Origin of the sequence: Streptococcus sp. GMD3S, from assembly GCF_000298695.2 — a bacterium.
In the GTDB taxonomy this organism is placed as follows: Bacteria; Bacillota; Bacilli; order Lactobacillales; family Streptococcaceae; genus Streptococcus.
Genome location: NZ_AJRC02000003.1, coordinates 19,089 through 40,836 on the forward strand (window position 1 = coordinate 19,089; position 21,748 = coordinate 40,836).

The window sequence follows — 21,748 nt, forward strand, 5'->3', positions numbered from 1 at the left end:
AAATATTACATTTTTGTGACAATTCAGATTTTTATGAAAATTTATGATTATTTGCGTTATAATAGGTATACTTTAAAGAAAAAGGAGATTATTTATGAATAGACGACAACGTTTTTCATTACGGAAATACAAATTTGGTCTTGCTTCAGTTTTATTGGGAACTGCATTGGTTTTTGGAGCAAGTCAAGTCAGTGCCAATGAGCAGAGTACAGGTGAAAATCAAGCTCAAACTCAGGAAATTAAGACAGAGCTAAAAGACGATAAACACTCAAACTCTGCGACTGACCAAACCAATACTAATGGGATAGCACCAGTAGTTGGAGAGAAACAAGAAGTTGAAACTTCTAAAGAGGATGCTAGTAAACAAGATGCTAAGGTAGATGCTCCGGTTGATAAAACTGCCGAAGCCCAAGAATCAGGAAAAGATAGCGCAGTTGCAAAAGAAGAAAATCAAGGTGTCGTTCAAAAAGAAACAACAGTCGATACCAGTACAGCGCCTGCTACTGAGAAGTCCTCTACCATAGAGAAAAAAGAGGCTAAAGCAACGACAGCTCCTAAAACTAATGGAGAAACAGCAACTACAGAAAAAGAACAAGAAAAAACTGAGTCTGCAAAACCAAATAGTCTTTCAAGCAATGATATCATCACAGTACCGAAAACTTGGAAGGCTGGTTACAAGGGGACAGGGACCGTTGTTGCCATTATTGACTCAGGGCTTGATTTGAATCATGAGGTTCTTCGAATTTCGGATCCGTCAAAAGCAAAATTTAAAAACAAGGAAGCTATCGAAGCAGCTAAAAAGGCTGCTGGAATCGATTACGGTAAATGGTATAGCGATAAGGTTGTCTATGCCTATGACTACTTTGACGGAACAGATAAAATCAAAGAAGCAGAAAGAACTTCTCATGGGATGCACGTAACAGGGATTGCAGCTGGAAATCCTGATAAAGAAGCACCGAATGGCGAAAAAGTTTATGGTGTGGCGCCAGAAGCCCAAGTCATGTTTATGCGTGTCTTTTCAGACCGCCAAAAAACGACCAGTTCTGCCCTTTATGTAAAGGCGATTGATGATGCAGTTGCCTTAGGAGCAGATGCTATTAATATGAGTTTGGGATCTAGCACTGGTTCTATGGTGGATGCTGGTTCCGATATCGTGGATGCCATCAAACGGGCTCGTGCCAAGGGAGTATCTGTTCTTATCTCAGCAGGAAACAGCAATACATTTGGAAATGGTTATTCAAAACCGCTAGCCGAAAACCCAGACTATGGCTTGGTTGGAAATCCATCCACTGTTGAAGACTCAATTTCAGTTGCTTCTGTCAACAATAAAACATTGACAACAGCCGTTTTTGAAGTTAAAGGTCTAGAGGGAAATGCCGGCCTTCATAACGGAAAATTTGATTATAATCAACCTGAAGCAGATAAGGACTTTGAAAAAGGAAAAGAGTACGAATACGTCGAAGCAGGGTTAGGTCGTGAAGAAGACTTTGCGAAGTTGGATTTAACTGGGAAACTTGCCCTCATTCAGCGAGGAGCTATGAACTTTTCAGAGAAGATCAAAAATGCACGAAAACACGGTGCAGTTGGTGCTTTGATCTACAATAATGTAGAAGGTGCAAACATCAATATGGCTATTGATGATGAAGCAAAGAAAATTCCTTCTGTATTTATTTCTAAACAGTATGGTGAAGCCTTAAAATCAGGAAACTACAAGATTGTTTTTAATGGTAAGATGGATAATCGTCCTTCTGATGTAGCCAATCAGCTATCTGACTTTTCAAGTTGGGGAGTGACTACCGATGGACAATTGAAACCAGATGTGACAGCTCCTGGTGGCAATATCTACTCATCCTTTAATGACAATACCTACGGTAGTATCAGCGGAACCAGTATGGCGGCTCCTCACGTTACGGGTGTTGCAGTTCTGGTTAAGGAATACCTTCAAAAACACCATCCAGAATTGACTCCTGAGCAAGTATCAGAGACTGTCAAGGCCTTGATCATGTCAACTGCAAAACCACATGTTAATAAGGACACAGGCACTTATACCTCTCCTCGTCAGCAAGGTTCTGGTATTGTGGATACAGCTGCTGCAGTGTCAACAGACCTCTATGTAACGGGTGAAAATGGTTATCCAAGCGTGACTTTAGGAAATGTTGGAGATCAATTTACTTTCAAGGTCACTGTACACAACATTTCAGATACTGACCGCACTCTCAAGATGGTGGTGAATACCAATACAGACGAAGTCCAAGATGGAAAATTCACCCTTCGACCTCGAAAACTAACGGAGACAGTCTGGCCTGAAGTGACGGTCAAAGCCCACAGCAGTCAAACAGTCACTGTTAAAGTGGATGCTCGAAAATTTGCTGCTGAACTCAGCAAACAAATGTCAAATGGCTATTTCCTTGAAGGTTTTGTTCGCTTTGTAGATCCAGCAGATGATGGGGATATTGTAAGTCTTGCATTTATGGGCTTCCGAGGAGAATTCCAAAATCTCCCTGCTGTTGAAAAACCAATTTACAATCTTGTCCGAGAAGGGAAAAATGGATTTTACACGGAAGTAGACAAGGAAAATCCTGCCGTTAACTACTCTAATGATGCTACCTATCTCGCAACCTTGCAAAATGACCTTCTAGTGTCTAAAGGTCAACGCCAAGGACGCCGAATTACTGTTCTTGGGATTGAACAAAATGCTGAAGGTAAGCATGTTCTTCAGTTGGACGAAAAAGGGAATGTCCGTATTGCCATTTCTCCAAATGATGATGGAAACAAAGACCTAGTTGAATATAAAACGGTTGCTTTGAGAAACCTTGTAAATCTTCGGGCTACAGTTTATGCGGCTACAGATACCAAGCATGAACATCCTATTTGGGAGGGCGATGCAAAGGATCTTCGTAAGAATTATTTTGATGGTGACAGTAGAAATCTGAAGAGTTATATTCTAGATAATACTGCTTGGAGAGGCCAGGATTTTGATGGCAATACTGTTGCGGATGGTTTATATGACTATGTTATCAGTTACACACCAGATGTTCCAGGAGCAAAAGAACAATACACGACCTTTAAAATTCAGATTGATACTCAAAAACCTGTCATCACAAGTGGTTATATTCGCTTTAAAGACGGAAATCAAGAATTCGTAGCTCGCAAACCAAAAGATGTGGGTCAAGGCGGTATCCTTTCAGAAAAAGTTTTCTACCTCACACCGTTTGACCAGAAAGGGACCATGGTTCTAACTGGGAAAGACCAGTCTGGAACTCGTGCGCTTGAGAACACCCATCTGATTAAGGCCAATGCTGACGGTAGTTATACACTTCCTAAGGATGTTGATAAGGCTAATATTTACTATCTTGTTGAGGACTATGCAGGAAATGTAGACTATATCTCGCTTGCTGAACTTGTCCGCGATCAAAATAGTGGTCGAGTTAAAATTGACTTGAAGGATGCAAAAACAAACCAAGATATTGATACCCTCTACGTTTATCGAATCAAAAATAGCAAGGGGCAATATGTTGATGTTGACAAGACAAAAGCGATTCATTTCTTACAATTTGGTCATTATACAGCAGAAATTTTCAGTTATGACCGAACAGAATTGAAATTTATCAGTGCCTTGTCCCAAGAGTTTGACTTGACGGAAGAAAATAGTTTCCAAACCATTACCTTCCTAGCAAATCTCCTAGAATATGCACCAGTGTCTGTTTCCTTCAATCAAGCCGTTCCAAAGACGACTACAGTGGTTCTGAAAGGTGAAGATGGGACAAGTATCACTCTTCCTGCTGAAAAATACGGTCAATACGCCTTTGGTAAGAAAGTTGCTACAGGTCGTTATACTGTAGAAGTCACCTTGCCAACTGGATATGAACTCCTTGAAGATCTCGTTTCCTTGCTCGTTCAGCCAGGTCGAAATAATGCTTTGCGTCTATCTGTTGTGTCTAAGTTGGCTTTGATTGCTGCGGTAAATCAACAAAAAGAACTGGTAGAAACGTCTCGCTACTTTAATAGTAGTGCAGATAAGAGAAAAGCTTATGACCAAGCTTTCCAAGTGGCGCAGTCAGCCTTGTCAAGCAAGTTGAAGCAAGAATTGATTGATGGAGTTCTCGCTAGTCTTGAAGCTGCTGGTAAGGCTTTGGATGGAAAAGATTCGAATGTTGCAGCTTTGAAAGAAGCCATGAAAGCTTACTATGCAACGACTAAAACTGGAAGATATGCTAATGCCAAGGAAAAAGTACGTCGAGCTTATGATCGTGCCTTCCAAGAAATTGCCTTACTAGCTGTAGATCCTAAAGTCAAACAGGATCAAATTGACCAATCTCTCATTGCCCTAGCGACGGCTAAAAGTAAACTGAATGGCAAAGCTACTGACTTCTCTAGTCTGAAGAAACTGGTCAAAGATGAACGTCTTTTCCAAGAAAAAAATGCGAGATTTATCTACGCAGATAAGAAAGAAAAAGCTGCTTATCTTCTAGCCTTTAAAGAAGCTCAGGAACTCTTGAATGATCCAGGAGCGAGCCAAGAAGATGTCAAAGATGCCATTACAGCATTGAAACAAGCCAAGAGAAATCTACATGGCAAAAAACCAAAAGCAAGAAGACACCCTTAAACAGTAGTTTCTGAAGCTTTACTGATAAATGAGTCTGGAACTTTGTTTTCAGACTCATTTTTGGTTTACACTAGCTAGAAAATCTGCTATAATACTAGCTAGGAAAGAAAGTCTTATGGCGTTCTTCAAGCGAGCTTGGGACAGTGGGAGCCAAGTAGAACAAGCTAAGAAACTGGCGCTTTCTGTCGTATTTTTAAAAAAAATGAAGTAATAAATTAGGGTGGAACCGCGTTTCTGACGCCCCTAGTCGCAAGGCTTGGGTGTTGAAATTCGGTTCTTTTTGAATTTCGTCTAATGCCTAAGTAGAAAGGAGCATAATGCTTAAAGGATCTTGTTTATGCAAAGCAGTGACCTACACTTTAGATGAGGAATTGTCGGAATTAGTTTTTTGCCACTGCTCATTCTGTCGGAAAGCAACTGCGTCTGCCTATACAGTGAATGCCAAAGTTAGTAGTAAAAACCTAGTATTGCATGGAAAAGAACAGTTGGTTACCTATAGTTCATCTCCAGGAAAACAACGCTATTACTGTCAGAACTGTCATAGTCAAATTTTCACTGCTCAAGAAAATATACCAGAAGTCTGTGCTTTGAAACTAGGTACAATAGACGAATGCGATCAGAATTTACAAACTGTTCCCAAACGTCATATTTTTCAGGATCCAGCTTTTTCTTGGTTGCTTGATGAATAAATCTAAAAAGATAATATAAATTAAAGGAGTAAACAATGTCTAAAAGATTGACTTTCCACTGCGTCAGTGGCAGAGACCTCCTTACAGTCGGACTGCCCCACGCTCAGCACTAGAGTGCCTGAGCTAGACGCAGTACTAACTCGTCTTGCCTCGTAAAATCGACAAGGCAGACTCGTGTCGCAAAAAATCATTTTTTATTAAGGAGTATTCAATGTCTAAGAAATTAACATTTCAAGAAATTATTTTGACTTTGCAACAATTTTGGAATGACCAAGGTTGTATGCTCATGCAGGCTTATGATAATGAAAAAGGTGCGGGGACAATGAGCCCTTACACTTTCCTTCGTGCTATTGGGCCTGAGCCATGGAATGCGGCTTATGTAGAGCCATCACGTCGTCCTGCTGACGGTCGTTACGGGGAAAACCCTAACCGTCTCTACCAACACCACCAATTCCAAGTGGTTATGAAGCCATCTCCATCAAATATCCAGGAACTTTATCTTGAGTCTTTGGAAAAATTGGGAATCAATCCATTGGAACATGATATCCGCTTCGTTGAGGACAACTGGGAAAATCCATCGACTGGTTCAGCTGGTCTCGGTTGGGAAGTTTGGCTTGATGGGATGGAAATCACTCAGTTCACTTACTTCCAACAAGTCGGTGGATTGGCAACAGGCCCTGTGACTGCGGAAGTTACCTATGGTTTGGAACGCTTGGCTTCTTATATTCAAGAAGTGGACTCTGTCTATGATATTGAGTGGGCTGATGGTGTAAAATACGGAGAAATCTTTATCCAGCCTGAGTACGAGCATTCAAAATATTCATTTGAAATTTCGGACCAAGAGATGTTGCTGGAAAACTTTGATAAGTTCGAAAAAGAAGCTGGTCGTGCCTTGGAAGAGGGCTTAGTTCACCCTGCCTATGACTATGTTCTCAAATGTTCACACACCTTTAACCTGCTTGATGCTCGTGGTGCCGTATCCGTAACAGAACGTGCAGGCTATATCGCCCGTATCCGTAACTTAGCCCGTGTCGTAGCCAAAACCTTTGTCGCAGAACGCAAACGCCTAGGTTACCCACTTTTGGATGAAGCAACACGAGCTAAACTCCTAGCAGAAGACGCAGAATAGTAAGTAATATTGTGCTCTAAAATCGTTAAAGGCAAGTCGAAGACTTGCTAAAGGGATATGCACCGCGTACTGTTATGTGGGAATTTTTGAAACCTTGGGTTCAAAAATCAGTCAGCTAAATCCACTTTGATGAGACTGTTGGAAATCTTAGTTTATTTGGTATAAGATTTCCTTACAGACTCACAAAAGTTAGTTAGCGACGTCCCCAGTACCTAAGGTGCATATCAAAAAAGATTGAAGAAAATGTAAAGGAAAAAACATGACAAAAAACTTATTAGTAGAACTCGGTCTTGAAGAGTTACCAGCCTATGTGGTAACTCCAAGCGAAAAACAACTAGGTGAAAAAATGGTAGCCTTCCTCAAAGAAAATCGTCTTTCCTTTGAAGCCATTCAAACCTTCTCAACACCACGTCGTTTGGCTGTTCGTGTGACTGGTCTTGCAGACAAACAGTCTGATTTGACAGAAGATTTCAAGGGACCAGCAAAGAAAATTGCCCTGGATAGTGATGGAAACTTCACCAAAGCAGCTCAAGGATTTGTCCGTGGGAAAGGCTTGACAGTTGAAGATATTGAATTCCGTGAAATCAAAGGTGAAGAATATGTCTATGTTACCAAGGAAGAAGTGGGGCAACCAGTTGAAGCCATTGTTCCAGGTGTAGTAGACGTCTTGAAGTCACTGACTTTCCCTGTCAGCATGCACTGGGCTAACAACACTTTTGAATACATCCGCCCTGTACACACTTTAACTGTTCTTTTAGATGAAGAAGAGTTTGACTTGGATTTTCTTGATATCAAGGGCGATCGTGTGAGTCGCGGTCATCGTTTCTTGGGACAAGAAACCAAGATTCAGTCAGCATTAAGCTACGAAGAAGACCTTCGTGAACAGTTTGTAATCGCGGATCCTCGTGAACGTGAGCAAATGATTGTTGACCAAATAAAAGCAATCGAAGCTGAGCATGGTGTACGTATCGAAATTGATGCTGATTTGCTCAATGAAGTCTTGAACTTGGTTGAATACCCAACTGCCTTTATGGGAAGTTTTGATGCCAAATACCTTGAAGTTCCAGAAGAAGTTTTGGTAACTTCGATGAAAGAACACCAACGTTACTTTGTTGTTCGTGATCAAGACGGTAAACTCCTACCAAACTTCATTTCAGTTCGTAACGGAAACGCAGAGCATTTGGAAAATGTCATCAAAGGAAATGAAAAAGTCTTGGTAGCCCGCTTGGAAGACGGTGAATTCTTCTGGCGTGAAGACCAAAAATTGGTCATTTCTGACCTAGTCGAAAAATTGAACCATGTGACCTTCCACGAAAAGATTGGTTCTCTTCGTGAACACATGATTCGTACGGGGCAGATTGCCATTCTCTTGGCAGAAAAAGCTGGTTTGTCAGTGGATGAAACAGTTGACCTAGCTCGTGCAGCAGCTATTTACAAGTTTGACTTGTTGACGGGTATGGTTGGTGAGTTTGATGAACTCCAAGGAATTATGGGTGAGAAATATGCTCTTCTTGCTGGAGAAACTCCAGCGGTGGCAGCTGCTATTCGTGAACACTACATGCCTACATCAGCCGAAGGCGAACTTCCAGAGAGTAAGGTGGGAGCCATTCTAGCCATTGCTGACAAATTGGATACAATTTTGAGTTTCTTCTCAGTAGGTTTGATTCCATCAGGTTCTAACGACCCTTATGCCCTTCGTCGTGCGACGCAAGGTGTGGTTCGTATCTTGGATGCTTTTGGTTGGCACATTGCTATGGATGAGCTGATTGATAGCCTTTATGCCCTGAAATTCGACAGTTTGACTTATGAAAATAAAGCAGAGGTTATGGACTTTATCAAGGCTCGTGTTGATAAGATGATGGGTTCAACTCCAAAAGACATTAAGGAAGCAGTTCTCGCAGGTTCAAACTTTATTGTGGCAGATATGCTAGAAGCAGCAAGTGCTCTTGTCGAAGCAAGCAAGAAAGAAGATTTCAAATCGTCTGTCGAATCCCTATCACGTGCTTTCAACTTGGCTAAGAAGGCAGAAGGTTCTGACACGGTCGATCCTGCTCTCTTTGAGAATGAAGAAGAGAAAGCCTTGGCGGAAGCAGTAGAATCACTCGTTTTGTCAGGGACTGCAAATCAACAATTAGAGCAACTCTTTGCGCTTAGCCCAGTTATTGATGCTTTCTTTGAAAATACTATGGTAATGGCTGAAGACCAGGCTGTCCGACAAAATCGCTTGGCTATCTTGTCGCAATTAACCAAGAAAGCAGCTAAGCTCGCACGTTTTAACCAAATCAATACTAAATAAACTCAGTCAAACGGACTGTATCTTATCACAAAGGAGAAGAAATGGATCCGAAAAAAATCGCTCGTATCAACGAGCTTGCCAAAAAGAAAAAAACAGAAGGCTTAACTTCTGCTGAAAAAGTGGAACAAGCTAAACTTCGTGAGGAGTACATCGAAGGTTATCGTCGTTCTGTTCGTCACCACATCGAGGGAATCAAAATTGTGGACGAGGAAGGCAATGACGTCACACCAGAAAAACTACGTCAGGTACAACGTGAAAAAGGTTTGCACGGCCGTAGTATAGATGATCCTAACTCATAAAATGAAAGGGGGTGTAGATGATTTACATTCCCCTTTTCTGTTGTAATAAAAAAGAAGGAGCCAAATGGCTCCTTTTGGGTTTCTTAGTTGCTTGCACCAGAAGTAGCGTCTGCGTCACCACCGTGGCCTCCAGCATCCCCTGAATCAGAAGCGCCAGAAGTAGCATCGGCGTCTCCATGACCTCCGGCAGTAGGGGCAAATGGTCCGCTACCACCTACCAAACGTTGACCAGTCTCTTTTAGGTACCAGTCAAGCCATGGTTGGAAGTTAAAGACGATTTCATTGATTCCAGCGTATGATCCATCAGGATAGTACATTGCTTGGTAGTTGTGGGTGTTGATGACACCTGCAGGAGAACCTGGAACAATCGTACGAACGTATTCTTGGTTTCCGTTGCGAAGTGTTCCGATAACCCACTCTACGTTCTTCATACGTGCTGGTGGGAGGGATCCATGAACAGTCGACATACGGCTACCTGATTGAGGTGGTACACGTTTAGCGAACATGGTGTCTGGATCTTGGTGAGCGTTGTTGTAGTAGAGGAATTGGTTGTTGTCGTCAGCGTATGTCAATTCAAATGGCATAGCTTTCAAGAACATATCAATTTGGTTAACTGTCAGGATACCGTGGTCCAATTTGACATAGGTATCACCAGAAACAGCTCCAGTGATTGCTGCAACTTTTTCTACCCATTCTGGATCGTCAGGATCAACTTCTGTAATGGTTGTAGCAATTGGTTTTCCACAATCCAAGTCTTCTGGTTCGATTGGTTTTGGTTTTTTCAATTTCGAAACGACTCCTACGTATTTAACAAAGTTATCTAAGCAAGTTTCAAGGAATTTAACAGTTCCTTCGTTGGTGATGTTTCCATTGTTATCAAAAGCTTCTTTGGCTTTACCAAGAAGGAATTCGTTACCTGGAAGCGTGTAGGCATTAACACCTGGAGCATCAAGGATTTTACGAAGGTGAACTTGGGCACGTGATGTTCCTTGGTCATAGTATGATGCACCCACAATCATAACAGGTTTGTTTTCAAATGGATGAACTTCGTATGAAAGCCATTCGAGTACAGATTTAAGTGAAGCTGAGATAGTGTGGTTGTGCTCAGGAGTAGCGATAATAACACCATCAGCACGTGTAATCTTGTTATACAAGAAACGCAATTGGAAGCTTTCGTCCCATTTTTCGTCTTGGTTAAACATTGGAACTTCGTCGATTTCAAGGACTTCTAATTCAAATTTGAATTTGAAATTGCGACGAATAAATTCCAAGAGTTTGCGGTTATATGATTGATCGTAGTTTGATCCAACAAGTCCAACAAATTTCATTCTTTCGGTCTCCTATCTTACAAATTTTCCCAGTCAAATTCTTCAGCATCTTTGCGAAGCAATTCTTGTGCATTGCGCAATTTTTCAGTAATTTTCACAAAGATACGGAAGTCATCAAAGATGGCATCCAATTTCTTGATGACGTCAAGGTCAACCAAGTCGCCACTTGGGTTAAATGCTTGAAGAGAGTGTGAAAGCAAGAATTCATCTGGTAGAACATTTGCCTTGATTTCAGGAGCGTTCAAGATTTGACGAAGTTGCAATTGGGCACGAGATGAACCAAGTGTACCGTAAGAAGCACCAGTGATCATGATTGGTTTGTTCAAAAGTGGGTAGATACCGTAAGATAGCCAAGCAAGAGCGCTCATCAAAACTGCAGGGATAGAGTGGTCGTACTCAGGAGTACCGATAATCACACCATCAGCCTCTTCAATTTTAGCTGCAATTTCAAGAATTTCAGCGGGAAGAAGTTTATCTGCAGGTTTGTTGAAAACAGGGATATCCTTGATTTCAACGAGTTCAATTTCAGCTTTATCCGCAAAGTGTTTTTGCATGTATTGGAGCAATTGGCGGTTTGTAGAACGTTTAGAGTTCGTTCCAACAATGGCAATAAGTTTTAGCATGAGATTTCCTTTCTCTTTTTACATAATACAATTTTGAAGGCCTGAAGAACATGCAAGGCGTCCCTCTTTGTCGATGAGGATGGCTTCAATCCCATCTATACTTTCGACTTGCCAGAGGATAGAAGCGCTTCGTTCTCCGAAAAGGCGTGTTGTCCATATCTCACCATCAACGGATTTATCAGAGACAATCGTTAGGCTAGCAAGATCGGTTTCGACAGGAAATCCTGTCTTACTATCAAAGATATGGTGGTAGTCTTTTCCATCTACTGTCAGGTGGCGTTCATAGATACCTGAAGTGACAACGGATTTGTTAGAAGCAGGAATGGTTAGGAGATGATTGCCACGAGGATTTCGCGGATCTTGAATCCCAATCTGCCAGGCTTTCCCTTCTTTGGCTTGGTTATTCCCGATGGTGAGGATATTTCCTCCGAGGTTGATCAAGGCAGAGGTGACACCGTGTGTTTTCAAATACTGGGCAACCTTATCTGCACTATAGCCCTTGGCTAAACAACCTAAATCAAGCTTCATTCCTTTCTTCTCTAAAAAAATAGTAAAGTTAGTCGGATCCAACTTGATAAAATGCGGGTTAACTAGAGGCAAGACAGCTTCGATTTCGTTTAACTCTGGAAGTCGTGCATCTGCAAAGCCGATTCGCCAGGTTTGAATCAAGGGACCGATACTGATATTTAGATGGCTAGAGGGAGCTAGGCTGTGCTCTAGTCCAAGAGCAATCAGTTCAAATAGGTCAGGATGAACCTTAACAGGTGTGATTCCAGCCTGGTAGTTGATTTCCATCAGTTCGGATTCTTGACTATTGGCGTTGAAGCGGTATTCGAGCTCCTTAAGCAAGTCAAAAGCGCCCTGAAGCAGGATTTCTGCCCGCTCATCTACTAATGAAATCGTGATAGTTGTTCCCATTAGCCGTTCAGAACGTGAATGAAGAGGCAAGCTACCAGCTCCTTTCTTTTCATAGGAAATCATTCAATATAAGTTGGTTAAAGAAAAATTAAACCCCTTACATTTTATTTCCATGTAACTAGCATACCATAAAGTCAGCGTTTTCACAAATGGATTTTGACAAAAAGTCAAGAAATATGCTCAAAATTAGAATGAAAACGATAGAAAAATAAGGTTTGTTAATATTAAGTGTATTTTTTTCTGAAAAAAAGAGAATTCTGAGCAAATGTCTTGTAAACGCTAACAGTAAATGATATACTAGAAAAGTAAATCAAAAATTAAAGGTAGGAATTTTTCTATGAGTAAAATCGTTGTAGTTGGTGCTAACCACGCTGGTACAGCTTGTATTAATACGATGTTGGATAACTTTGGTCATGAGAACGAAATCGTAGTATTTGACCAAAACTCAAATATTTCATTCCTTGGTTGTGGAATGGCGCTTTGGATCGGGGAACAAATTGATGGCCCAGAAGGTCTCTTCTACTCTGATAAAGAAAAATTGGAAGCAAAAGGTGCTAAAATTTACATGAACTCACCAGTTCTTTCAATTGACTACGATAACAAAGTTGTGACTGCTGAAGTTGAAGGTAAAGAACACAAAGAGTCTTATGATAAATTAATCTTTGCAACTGGTTCAACTCCAATCTTGCCTCCAATCGAAGGTGTTGAAATCGTTAAGGGTAACCGAGAATTCAAAGCAACACTTGAAAATGTTCAATTTGTTAAGTTGTACCAAAATGCAGAAGAAGTCATCGAAAAACTTGCTGACAAGAGCAAACACCTTGAGCGCATTGCCGTTGTTGGTGGTGGTTACATCGGTGTTGAGCTGGCTGAAGCTTTCGAACGTCTTGGAAAAGAAGTGGTGCTTGTTGATATCGTAGACACTGTTTTGAACGGCTACTATGACAAAGACTTTACCCAAATGATGGCGAAAAACTTGGAAGACCATAACATCCGCTTGGCACTTGGTCAAACAGTTAAAGCCATCCAAGGTGATGGTAAAGTTGAACGCCTGGTAACAGACAAAGAAACATTTGATGTGGATATGGTGGTTCTTGCTGTTGGTTTCCGTCCAAACACAGCTCTTGCAGATGGTAAGATTGAACTTTTCCGCAACGGTGCCTTCCTTGTAGACAAGAAACAAGAAACATCTATCCCAGGTGTATACGCTGTTGGTGACTGTGCGACTGTTTATGACAATGCTCGTAAAGATACAAGCTACATCGCTCTTGCATCTAACGCTGTACGTACTGGTATCGTTGGTGCTTATAACGCTTGTGGACATGAATTGGAAGGAATCGGTGTGCAAGGATCAAACGGTATTTCAATCTATGGTCTTCACATGGTTTCAACTGGTTTGACTCTTGAAAAAGCAAAAGCAGCAGGTTACAATGCAACTGAAACTGGCTTTAACGATCTTCAAAAACCAGAATTTATGAAGCATGACAACCACGAAGTTGCCATCAAGATTGTTTTTGACAAAGACAGCCGCGAAATCCTTGGTGCACAAATGGTTTCACATGATGCTGCTATCAGTATGGGAATCCACATGTTCTCACTTGCTATCCAAGAGCATGTAACGATTGATAAATTGGCATTGACAGACCTATTCTTCTTGCCACATTTCAACAAACCATACAACTACATTACAATGGCTGCACTTACAGCTGAAAAATAACAATAGCTGAGCTATCTGGCCTTAAATTAAGGTCAGATAGTTTTTTATATTACTGTACCCAGACAATTATTGTTTTTCTATCTTGTACTTCATTCTAATCTGGCTTAAAATGAAATGGTAGCTACTAATACAAATGATGAGGATAAAGAAATGACTGAAAATCGTTATGAACTAAATAAAAACTTGGCACAGATGCTCAAAGGTGGGGTTATCATGGACGTTCAGAACCCTGAACAGGCTCGTATCGCAGAGGCTGCTGGTGCGGCAGCTGTTATGGCCTTGGAACGGATTCCAGCTGATATTCGTGCAGCTGGTGGGGTTTCCCGTATGAGCGACCCAAAGATGATTAAGGAAATCCAAGAAGCTGTCAGCATTCCAGTAATGGCCAAGGTCAGAATTGGGCATTTTGTTGAAGCTCAGATTTTAGAGGCTATTGAGATTGACTATATCGATGAGAGTGAAGTGCTTTCTCCAGCTGACGACCGTTTCCATGTGGACAAGAAAGAATTCCAAGTTCCTTTTGTCTGTGGTGCCAAGGATTTGGGTGAAGCCTTGCGTCGTATCGCTGAGGGAGCTTCCATGATTCGGACAAAAGGAGAACCAGGAACAGGAGATATCGTTCAAGCCGTTCGTCATATGCGTATGATGAATCAAGAAATTCGCCGTATTCAAAACCTACGTGAGGACGAGCTCTATGTGGCTGCTAAGGACTTGCAAGTCCCTATTGAATTGGTTCAATATGTCCACGAACATGGTAAGTTGCCAGTTGTAAACTTTGCAGCTGGAGGTGTTGCAACGCCAGCAGATGCGGCATTGATGATGCAACTGGGGGCAGAGGGCGTCTTTGTCGGTTCAGGTATTTTCAAGTCAGGAGACCCTGTTAAACGAGCAAGTGCCATTGTCAAAGCTGTAACCAACTACCAAAATCCTCAAATTTTGGCTCAAATCTCTGAAGACCTAGGGGAAGCCATGGTTGGTATCAATGAGAATGAAATCCAAATTCTTATGGCAGAGCGAGGAAAATAGATGAAAATCGGAATATTAGCCTTGCAAGGTGCCTTTGCAGAACATGCAAAAGTGCTAGAAAAGTTAGGTGTTGTTAGTGTCGAAATCAGAAATTTAGATGATTTTCAACAACATCAGAGTGACTTGTCCGGTTTGATATTACCTGGCGGTGAGTCTACAACCATGGGCAAGCTCTTGCGTGACCAACAGATGTTGATTCCCATCCGAGAAGCCATTCTATCTGGATTACCCGTTTTTGGGACCTGTGCAGGGTTGATTTTGCTGACTAAGGAAATCACTTCTCAGGAAGAAAGTCATCTAGCGACTATGGATATAGTAGTAGAGCGTAATGCTTATGGACGCCAACTAGGAAGTTTCTATACGGAGGCAGAATGTAAGGGAGTCGGTCAGATTCCCATGACCTTTATTCGAGGTCCGATTATTAGTGAAGTTGGTAAGGATGTTGATGTTCTGGCAGTAGTGAATAACCAAATCGTTGCTGCGCAAGAACAGAATATGCTGGTAACTTCTTTTCATCCAGAATTGACAGATGATGCTCGCTTGCACCAGTACTTTATCAATATGTGTAAAGAAAAAAGTTGAGAAAAGATTCTCAACTTTTTTACATGAAATAAACAATAGCGATATATTGGAGTGCGGACGCAGCTAGGATAAAGAGATGCCAGATCATGTGGAAATAAGGTTTTTTCTTAGCGTAAAATCCAGCTCCAACTGTATAACAGAGTCCACCAGTTACCATGAGGCTCCAGAAAATTGGAGTTGTTTGGCTGATAATGGCAGGAATGATAGCTAGAACTAACCAGCCCATGATCAAATAAAGGGCAAGGCTGAATTTTTCATTGACCTTTTTAGCAAAGATTTTATAGAGGATGCCGAAAATGGTCGTTCCCCACTGAATGGCAATAATCAGATAGCCAAACCAGTTATTCATCAAGGTCAATACGACTGGCGTATAAGAGCCTGCGATAGCCACATAAATCATAGAGTGGTCGATGATTCGCAAGACGTATTTGTGGGTCGAACCATAGGCCATAGAGTGGTAAATGGTTGACGAGAGAAACATGAGAAATAGACTGATAACAAAGATAGAAACCCCAAAAGATGATAAAAATCCATGTGCTTCATAACTATAGGTGGATGAAATAGGGAGTAGGATGAGCATGATAACGGCACCCACAGCATGGGTCACGCTATTAGCAATTTCCTCTCCAAAACTGAGCTTTTTACTGAGTTTTAGACTGGTATTCATTGGATTTCCTCCTCTTCTTTGATAAGGATTAAGTCTAGAGTTTGATGATAGAGTTTAACCGTTTGACAGCTAGTTTGGATAATCGGATTTTCTGGATCGATCCCATCGTTCATGTAGTCCACAAAAGCATCGTAGAGCTGGTCTGAGCTCGCTTGAGTTTGCAGAGTATTGAGGGTCTGAGCGATTTCTTGGATCGAAAAGACAGACTTGAGAGTAGTAATAGCAATCAAACGTGCAATCTGTTTGCGTTGGTATTTTTTCTTATCCGGCTTTGTCAGGTAACCATGTTTGACATAGTTATTGACCATGGATGCTGTTAGTCCCTTGTCTTTATCTGGAGAGATAGGGGCACAGACTTGATTGACATAAAGCAAAACCTGATCCAGATAGAGGTCAATATTTGGAATGTCTTCCCATTTTGGGTAGGAAAAGTTAGAATTCATTTCCAACTCCTTTTTATCTAGTTTTAATAACTAGATTATAAAATAATAAAAAAAAAAAGTCAAGTTTCAACTACTTGTAGAAAGCTTTAAATTATGCTATGATGAGAGAAACTAGTTAGAAATGAGGGGAAAAGATGGAGATTCGTTTAGCTTTTCCAAACGAAGTAGATGCGATTATGCAGGTGATGGAGGAAGCCAAGAAATGTTTAGCAGATGCCGGTAGTGACCAGTGGCAAAATGGCTATCCAAATGCCGAGGTTATTATCGATGATATTATTTCAGGTCAAGCTTATGTTGCCTTGGAAGAGGGAGAACTGCTAGCTTATGCTGCTGTGACCAAGAGCCCAGAGAAATCCTATGAAGCCATTTATGAAGGGAGTTGGCAGGGGGGAGAATCAGAATATCTGGTCTTTCACCGTATCGCTGTTGCAGCAGATGTCCAAGGACAAGGTGTTGCTCAGACTTTCCTAGAAGGCTTGATTGAAGGTTTTGATTATCTAGATTTTCGTTCAGATACGCATGCAGAAAACAAGGCTATGCAGCATATCTTTGAAAAGCTAGGCTTCCAACAGGTTGGTAAAGTTCCAGTTGATGGGGAACGTTTGGCCTATCAGAAATTAAAAAAATGAATCAGAATAAGTACGCAAAAATGCTCTATCTGTCGCCAATTGGAACCTTATCCTTAGTTGCTGACAAGCAATATCTGTATGGAATTTGGGTACAGGATCAAACTCATTTTGAGAGGGGAATCGCTGGAGATAGTATAGAAGTAGTTAAGAAACATCCTGTCCTAGACCAGGTTATTTCCTATTTAGATACCTATTTCGAAGGCAGTGTTCAGGATCTATCAGACTTACCTTTGGCTCCTATTGGAACAGATTTTGAAAAGCGAGTCTGGACTTATTTACAGGCTATTCCTTATGGTCAGACAGTAACTTATGGACAAATAGCTCAAGACTTGCAAGTGGCTTCTGCCCAAGCGATTGGTGGAGCAGTGGGGCGCAATCCTTGGTCCATACTAGTACCCTGTCATCGTGTGCTGGGGTCAGGCAATCGTCTGACAGGCTATGCATCTGGAGTCGAAAAGAAAGCCTGGCTCTTGCAACATGAAGGTGCAGCATTTCAAGAAAATAAAAAATAGAAAGAAAAGAAGATGTTAGAATTTATCGAATACCCAAAATGTTCAACTTGTAAGAAAGCAAAAAATGAACTAGACCAACTCGGTGTGAACTATAAAGCTGTCCACATCGTAGAAGAAACACCAAGTGAAGACGTGATTTTAAACTGGTTGGAAACTTCCGGTTTTGAAGTGAAACAATTTTTCAATACCAGCGGGATCAAATACCGCGAACTGGGCCTAAAAGATAAGGTGGGAAGTTTGTCAAAACAAGAAGCAGCCAAGCTTCTAGCGAGTGATGGTATGTTATTGAAACGTCCAATTTTGGTGGAGAATGGTGCTGTTAAACAAATCGGCTATAGAAAACCCTATGAGAACTTAGGTTTGAGATAGTTTTTATTTATCTCCTTGATAGGTAAAATATATAGCCTCCCTGTTTTAAAGTGTGATAAACTAGAAGATAGACAAAGTCTGAGTAGCCCGTAGCAAATAATTTGCTTGCGAGCAGAAGTATGATAGAATGAATCATTATCAGGAGAGGATGTTTTTATGACTGTTACAACATTTTTAGCATCAGATTGGTACCAAAGTTTGATGCAACTCATTCCGGATGGTAAACTCTTTAGTTTGCGTTCGGTCTTTGATGGAATTCCAAGGATTGTCCAACAACTGCCTACAACCTTGATGTTGACGCTTGGAGGTGCACTCTTTGGTTTGCTACTTGCCTTGATTTTTGCCATTGTTAAGATCAATCGTGTTAAAATTCTATATCCCTTGCAGGCCTTTTTCGTTAGCTTCTTAAAAGGTACTCCAATCCTAGTTCAACTTATGTTGACCTACTACGGAATTCCTTTGGCACTGAAAGCTATCAACCAACAATGGGGGACTGGTTTCAATATCAATGCGATTCCAGCAGCGCTTTTTGCGATTGTGGCCTTTGCTTTTAATGAGGCGGCTTATGCAAGTGAAACGATTCGTGCAGCCATCCTTTCTGTTAATCCAGGTGAAATTGAGGCGGCACGTAGTTTGGGTATGACTCGTGCGCAAGTTTACCGTCGCGTGATTATTCCAAATGCGGCGGTGGTAGCGACGCCGACTTTGATTAACTCCCTTATCGGTTTGACCAAGGGAACATCTCTAGCCTTTAGTGCGGGTGTTGTGGAAGTCTTTGCCCAAGCTCAGATTTTGGGTGGAGCCGATTATCGCTATTTTGAACGCTTCATCTCTGTTGCCCTTGTTTATTGGGTAGTCAATATTGGAATTGAAAGCCTCGGTCGTTTCATCGAGAGAAAAATGGCTATCTCAGCACCTGATACAGTGTCTACAGATGTGAAAGGAGACCTTCGTTAATGATTAAGATTTCGAATTTAAGCAAATCCTTTTCAGGACAAACTGTCTTGGATCATCTGGACTTGGATATCCAAAAAGGGGAGGTAGTGGCCTTGATTGGTTCATCTGGAGCTGGGAAATCAACCTTTCTTCGTAGTTTGAACTATCTTGAAACTCCAGATAGTGGAACGATTCAGATTGACAATTTTAAAGTTGATTTTTCTCAGATTAGCCAAGAAGAAATCCTAACCCTTCGTCGCAAGTTGTCTATGGTTTTCCAACAGTTTAATTTGTTTGAACGCCGAACAGCTCTTGACAATGTCAAGGAAGGTTTGGTTGTTGTTAAAAAATTATCCGACGAGGAAGCAACAAAAATCGCCAAGGAAGAGTTGGCTAAGGTTGGGCTTTCTGATCGTGAAAACCATTACCCTCGCCACTTATCAGGTGGACAAAAGCAACGGGTTGCCCTCGCGCGTGCGCTTGCTATGAAACCAGATGTCTTGCTCTTGGACGAACCCACTTCAGCTCTAGACCCAGAATTGGTCGGTGAGGTAGAAAAATCTATTGCAGATGCTGCCAAGTCAGGTCAGACCATGATTTTGGTCAGTCACGATATGTCTTTTGTAACCCAAGTGGCAGATAAGGTTTTATTCCTAGATAAAGGGAAAATCATCGAGTCTGGCACACCGGATGAAATCATCAATCATCCAAAAGAAGAACGGACAAAAGAATTCTTCGCTAGTTACAAACGGACTTATATTTGATATAATAGAAAAAGGAAAACTCAGTTAGTTGGACTAGCTGAGTTTACTCTTTAAAAAAGATAGAAACGAGAGAGATCATGCTGCTGCAACTGTTTTCTTTATATTTCGAGAGTTTGATCTTAACGACCATCCTTGTCGTGATTTTTCTGGGGATTTGGATTGGATTGAGAGCCATGTCTGGTGTGGACAAGACAGCCAAGGCTCGTCAAGCTCATCTCTATGATATGATTATGATTGGAGTTTTGGTCGTTCCGGTGTTATCCTTTGCCGTCATGAGTTTGCTCTTGGTTTTCAAGGCATAATCCTTGCGTGACTAGCAAGAATAAGTTAGAATAAAGATAGTTACAACAAGAAAGAAGGAATCGAAATGTACGATACGATTATTATCGGTGCTGGACCTGCGGGAATGACCGCTGCCTTATATGCTGCTCGAAGCAATCTGAAAGTAGGCTTGATTGAAGGTGGTCTGCCAGGCGGGCAAATGAATAACACATCTGATATCGAAAACTATCCAGGTTATGCCAATATCAGTGGACCTGAATTGGCTGAAAAGATGTTTGAACCACTTGAAAACCTTGGAGTAGAGCATCTTTATGGCTATGTTGAAAATATTGAAGACAAGGGTGACTATAAGAAGGTAATCACTGATGATCAAGTTTACGAAACCCGTACTGTCATCGTGGCAACTGGGTCAAAACACCGTCTTTTGGGAGTTCCCGGAGAAGAAGAACTGAACAGTCGTGGTGTTTCTTACTGTGCAGTCTGTGATGGAGCTTTCTTCCGTGACCAAGACTTGCTCGTAGTCGGTGGTGGAGATTCAGCGGTAGAAGAAGCCCTCTTCTTGACTCGCTTTGCCAAGACTGTTACCATTGTTCACCGTCGCGACCAACTTCGTGCCCAAAAGGTGTTGCAAGACCGTGCCTTTGCTAATGAGAAAGTCAACTTTATCTGGGACTCTGTCGTCAAGGAAATCAAAGGTGAAAACCGAGTAGAATCTGTCGTATTTGAAAATGTAAAAACAGGTCAAATAACAGAGCAAGCCTTTGGTGGTGTCTTTATCTATGTTGGTTTGGATCCCGTTAGCGATTTTGTCAAAGATTTGAATATTCAAGATCAGGCTGGCTGGATTGTGACAGATAACCACATGAAAACTGCCGTTGACGGTATCTTTGCGGTTGGAGATGTTCGCCAGAAAGACCTTCGCCAAGTAACAACAGCAGTTGGAGATGGGGCTATCGCTGGTCAAGAAGCTTACAAATTTATTACAGAACATAGTTAATACACTTCGAAAATCTCTTCAAACCACGTCAGCTTCGCCTTGCCGTAGGTATGGGTACTGACTTCGTCAGTTCTATCCACAACCTCAAAGCAGTGCTTTGAGCTGTCTTAAGCTAGCTTCCTAGTTTGCTCTTTGATTTTCATTGAGTATAATCATAAAAAAGTTTCCAATCAGATGACTGGAAACTTTTTTTATAGTCTATTTCGGAAAACTTCGTACATGAGAATGGCTGCAGCAACACTGGCATTGAGGCTTTGAACATGTCCATTCATGGGAATGGTAATCATCTCATCAACCTGTTTTTTGATGTTGCTAGAGATGCCTTTTCCTTCATTTCCGATGATGAGGGCGATTTTTCCTTTTGTATTCCACTTGTGGCAAGGAGTACCGTTCATATCCGTTCCAAAGGTCCAGAAGCCTTCATCCTTGAGTTTGTCTAGAGTTTGACTGAGGTTGGTCACTCGCGCAATCGGTACATGCTCAATAGCACCTGTGGCCGTTTTGGCAACGACAGGAGTCACTCCGACGGCACGGTGCTTGGGAATGATGACACCTGAAACATTGGTCGCATCAGCAGTCCTTAAGATAGAACCTAAGTTGTGAGGGTCAGTTAGACCATCCAGAATCAATAGAAGTGGATTTTCTTCTTGGCGTGTTTTTGCAAGGATGTGATCCAGCTCGCTATAGGCAAATTCAGAGACTCTTAGGACAAAGCCTTGGTGAACAGCGCCTTCGGTCATCTCAGATAGGGATTTTTTTGAGGTCCAAGAGATGGAGACTTTTTTCTCAGCAGCCAGTTCCTTGACTCTCTCAACATTCTTTCCCCTTAGATCTTCTTGGAGGTAGAGTTTGTTTCCTGTATTTTCAAGGAGGGCTTCAGTAACGGCATGGACGCCATAGACAATATCATTTGTTTTCATGCCTCTATTATAACAC

At 41.6% G+C, this 21,748-nt stretch carries 21 protein-coding genes; 15 read left to right on the top strand and 6 right to left on the bottom strand.

Annotation, left to right across the window (positions count from 1 at the left end; translation table 11 throughout):
• Positions 1-94: 94 nt before the first annotated feature.
• From GMD3S_RS0201930 to GMD3S_RS0201955, 5 genes are all read left to right on the top strand, one after another.
• Positions 95-4,606: a S8 family serine peptidase gene (locus GMD3S_RS0201930; RefSeq protein ID WP_001081923.1), complete on the top strand. Its 4,512-nt coding sequence runs from the start codon at positions 95-97 to the stop codon at positions 4,604-4,606.
• A 317-nt stretch (positions 4,607-4,923) separates the two neighbouring features.
• Complete coding sequence (locus tag GMD3S_RS0201940) at positions 4,924-5,295, top strand: GFA family protein (protein ID WP_000912017.1); 372 nt, start codon at positions 4,924-4,926, stop codon at positions 5,293-5,295.
• A 211-nt stretch (positions 5,296-5,506) separates the two neighbouring features.
• A complete protein-coding gene (glyQ, locus tag GMD3S_RS0201945) occupies positions 5,507-6,424 on the top strand; it encodes a glycine--tRNA ligase subunit alpha (RefSeq protein ID WP_000038733.1) in 918 nt (305 codons plus the stop codon).
• Between the two features lie 259 nt (positions 6,425-6,683).
• Positions 6,684-8,720 (top strand): glycine--tRNA ligase subunit beta, encoded by a 2,037-nt coding sequence (gene glyS / locus GMD3S_RS0201950; RefSeq protein WP_000164799.1) that lies wholly within the window; start codon positions 6,684-6,686, stop codon positions 8,718-8,720.
• A 41-nt stretch (positions 8,721-8,761) separates the two neighbouring features.
• Positions 8,762-9,019, top strand: a complete 258-nt coding sequence (locus tag GMD3S_RS0201955) for a DUF896 family protein (protein ID WP_000371290.1) — start codon at positions 8,762-8,764, stop codon at positions 9,017-9,019.
• Positions 9,020-9,102: 83 nt separating this feature from the next.
• Here GMD3S_RS0201955 and GMD3S_RS0201960 read toward each other — a convergent pair whose 3' ends face one another.
• From GMD3S_RS0201960 to GMD3S_RS0201970, 3 genes are read right to left on the bottom strand one after another with little or no spacing between them, the layout of a single operon-like run.
• On the bottom strand, positions 9,103-10,347 hold the full coding sequence (locus GMD3S_RS0201960; protein ID WP_000673674.1) for an NAD(P)H-dependent oxidoreductase: 1,245 nt from the start codon (positions 10,345-10,347) through the stop codon (positions 9,103-9,105).
• 17 nt (positions 10,348-10,364) lie between these two features.
• Entirely contained in the window at positions 10,365-10,970 is a 606-nt protein-coding gene (locus GMD3S_RS0201965) for an NADPH-dependent FMN reductase (protein ID WP_000915930.1), read from the bottom strand.
• Between the two features lie 18 nt (positions 10,971-10,988).
• Entirely contained in the window at positions 10,989-11,918 is a 930-nt protein-coding gene (locus GMD3S_RS0201970; protein WP_008284369.1) for an FAD:protein FMN transferase, read from the bottom strand.
• 307 nt (positions 11,919-12,225) lie between these two features.
• Here GMD3S_RS0201970 and nox point away from each other — a divergent pair, with 307 nt between their 5' ends.
• The 3 genes from nox to pdxT all read left to right on the top strand — a co-directional run bounded on the left by nox (position 12,226) and on the right by pdxT (position 15,213).
• Positions 12,226-13,605 (top strand): H2O-forming NADH oxidase, encoded by a 1,380-nt coding sequence (gene nox / locus GMD3S_RS0201975; protein ID WP_000036760.1) that lies wholly within the window; start codon positions 12,226-12,228, stop codon positions 13,603-13,605.
• Positions 13,606-13,755: 150 nt separating this feature from the next.
• Positions 13,756-14,631 (top strand): pyridoxal 5'-phosphate synthase lyase subunit PdxS, encoded by an 876-nt coding sequence (gene pdxS, locus GMD3S_RS0201980; RefSeq protein ID WP_000138514.1) that lies wholly within the window; start codon positions 13,756-13,758, stop codon positions 14,629-14,631.
• Positions 14,632-15,213: a pyridoxal 5'-phosphate synthase glutaminase subunit PdxT gene (pdxT, locus tag GMD3S_RS0201985; protein ID WP_000689957.1), complete on the top strand. Its 582-nt coding sequence runs from the start codon at positions 14,632-14,634 to the stop codon at positions 15,211-15,213.
• Between the two features lie 19 nt (positions 15,214-15,232).
• Here pdxT and trhA read toward each other — a convergent pair whose 3' ends face one another.
• Positions 15,233-15,880 carry a PAQR family membrane homeostasis protein TrhA gene (gene trhA / locus GMD3S_RS0201990; protein WP_001097971.1) on the bottom strand — a complete coding sequence of 216 codons (648 nt, stop codon included), beginning with the start codon at positions 15,878-15,880 and terminating at the stop codon, positions 15,233-15,235.
• Positions 15,877-16,323 carry a DUF1836 domain-containing protein gene (locus GMD3S_RS0201995; RefSeq protein WP_001087577.1) on the bottom strand — a complete coding sequence of 149 codons (447 nt, stop codon included), beginning with the start codon at positions 16,321-16,323 and terminating at the stop codon, positions 15,877-15,879. The genes trhA and GMD3S_RS0201995 overlap by 4 nt, the downstream gene beginning before the upstream one ends.
• A 134-nt stretch (positions 16,324-16,457) precedes the next feature.
• Here GMD3S_RS0201995 and GMD3S_RS0202000 point away from each other — a divergent pair, with 134 nt between their 5' ends.
• The 7 genes from GMD3S_RS0202000 to trxB all read left to right on the top strand — a co-directional run bounded on the left by GMD3S_RS0202000 (position 16,458) and on the right by trxB (position 20,812).
• A complete protein-coding gene (locus GMD3S_RS0202000; protein WP_000405854.1) occupies positions 16,458-16,952 on the top strand; it encodes a GNAT family N-acetyltransferase in 495 nt (164 codons plus the stop codon).
• Positions 16,949-17,464, top strand: a complete 516-nt coding sequence (locus GMD3S_RS0202005) for a methylated-DNA--[protein]-cysteine S-methyltransferase (RefSeq protein WP_001075139.1) — start codon at positions 16,949-16,951, stop codon at positions 17,462-17,464. The genes GMD3S_RS0202000 and GMD3S_RS0202005 overlap by 4 nt, the downstream gene beginning before the upstream one ends.
• A 12-nt stretch (positions 17,465-17,476) precedes the next feature.
• On the top strand, positions 17,477-17,833 hold the full coding sequence (locus tag GMD3S_RS0202010) for an arsenate reductase family protein (protein ID WP_000889081.1): 357 nt from the start codon (positions 17,477-17,479) through the stop codon (positions 17,831-17,833).
• A gap of 156 nt (positions 17,834-17,989) precedes the next feature.
• Entirely contained in the window at positions 17,990-18,790 is an 801-nt protein-coding gene (locus GMD3S_RS0202015) for an amino acid ABC transporter permease (protein ID WP_000219162.1), read from the top strand.
• Complete coding sequence (locus GMD3S_RS0202020; RefSeq protein ID WP_000590976.1) at positions 18,790-19,533, top strand: amino acid ABC transporter ATP-binding protein; 744 nt, start codon at positions 18,790-18,792, stop codon at positions 19,531-19,533. Before GMD3S_RS0202015 ends, GMD3S_RS0202020 begins: the two co-directional genes overlap by 1 nt.
• A 77-nt stretch (positions 19,534-19,610) precedes the next feature.
• Entirely contained in the window at positions 19,611-19,835 is a 225-nt protein-coding gene (locus tag GMD3S_RS0202025) for a DUF4059 family protein (protein WP_000926603.1), read from the top strand.
• 65 nt (positions 19,836-19,900) lie between these two features.
• Positions 19,901-20,812 (top strand): thioredoxin-disulfide reductase, encoded by a 912-nt coding sequence (gene trxB / locus GMD3S_RS0202030; RefSeq protein WP_000272337.1) that lies wholly within the window; start codon positions 19,901-19,903, stop codon positions 20,810-20,812.
• Positions 20,813-21,003: 191 nt separating this feature from the next.
• Here trxB and rlmB read toward each other — a convergent pair whose 3' ends face one another.
• A complete protein-coding gene (gene rlmB / locus GMD3S_RS0202035) occupies positions 21,004-21,732 on the bottom strand; it encodes a 23S rRNA (guanosine(2251)-2'-O)-methyltransferase RlmB (protein ID WP_000855767.1) in 729 nt (242 codons plus the stop codon).
• Positions 21,733-21,748 lie beyond the last annotated feature (16 nt).